The organism is Bartonella sp. CE47NXGY (assembly GCF_042195415.1).
In the GTDB taxonomy this organism is placed as follows: Bacteria; Pseudomonadota; Alphaproteobacteria; order Rhizobiales; family Rhizobiaceae; genus Bartonella.
Map to the genome: position 1 here is coordinate 1 of NZ_JBHIOI010000186.1, position 933 is coordinate 933.

At 35.9% G+C, this 933-nt stretch carries 1 protein-coding gene; it reads right to left on the bottom strand.

Annotated elements, in window-relative coordinates; translation table 11 throughout:
* Nucleotides 1-338, bottom strand: a 338-nt coding sequence (locus ACFIL3_RS10555) for an MFS transporter (protein WP_375682256.1), incomplete at its 3' end; no start/stop codon positions are given.
* Nucleotides 339-933 lie beyond the last annotated feature (595 nt).

Below are 933 nucleotides of genomic sequence, written 5' to 3' on the forward strand. Positions count from 1 at the left end.
AAACCTTGAACGATACGGGCAGATATAATAGTTGGAAAATTATAGCTTAATCCTACCCCCAGTGATCCAAGCATAAAAATGAAGCTTGCAAGAAGCCAAGTGCTTTTGATACCTATTCTTCCTTGCACAAAAGCGGCCATTAGCAGCCCTGGAACGGTGGCGAGAAAATAGGATGTTACAACCCATTGTATATTATTTTCTCCGACTGAAAAATAATGCGCAAGGTTAGGAAGGATGACATTGACAATGCTCCCGTCCAGCAGAGGAAGTATGCTGGAAATAATGACGGTATATATGACATACCTTTCTGTTTTTGTATAGGAATCTCTCTTTTGCATTATTATGCCCCCTGTTGATATTCTTTTAGATATGGGTCCCGCCCCATTCACAGACTTTAAAAAATTAACACATGTTTGTGATGTCTGCGGTTTTGATATTGGAATGAATGTGATTGGGAGCGCTGATGGTCCCCTTGTATACAATCCCTCTTCCTCCAAAATAAAACCATCGGTTAAGTTGATCTTAATGAGTTTATCGAGGAGTCTGTTTACTGTCAATTCACTCTGTATGAGAGCAAAAGCAGAACCTACACGAGACGTGCATGCCTGCTCCATTTGCATTTATTATTTAACATGGAAAATGTTAAAATCTTTATAAATCAAATTATTGACTTTAAAATCCAATGTTTGTTTATAGATCATTTTTATGCTTAAATGATTGTTTGGGTGTCAAATGTATTCTCAATAGCTTATAATTTTCTTTTCTTAAATGTGCAGCCTTTTCTGGAAAATGTTCAACAATCTCTTGATTGTTTAATAAAAATTAAAATCGGTTATAAGGAAGGGCTTGTAAATTATAGAGTAGGAAAAAGGTGCATTTTATAAACAACAGGGGAGGGTTGTTTCCATAGCCAAAACATTTTTTCAAGTTGTT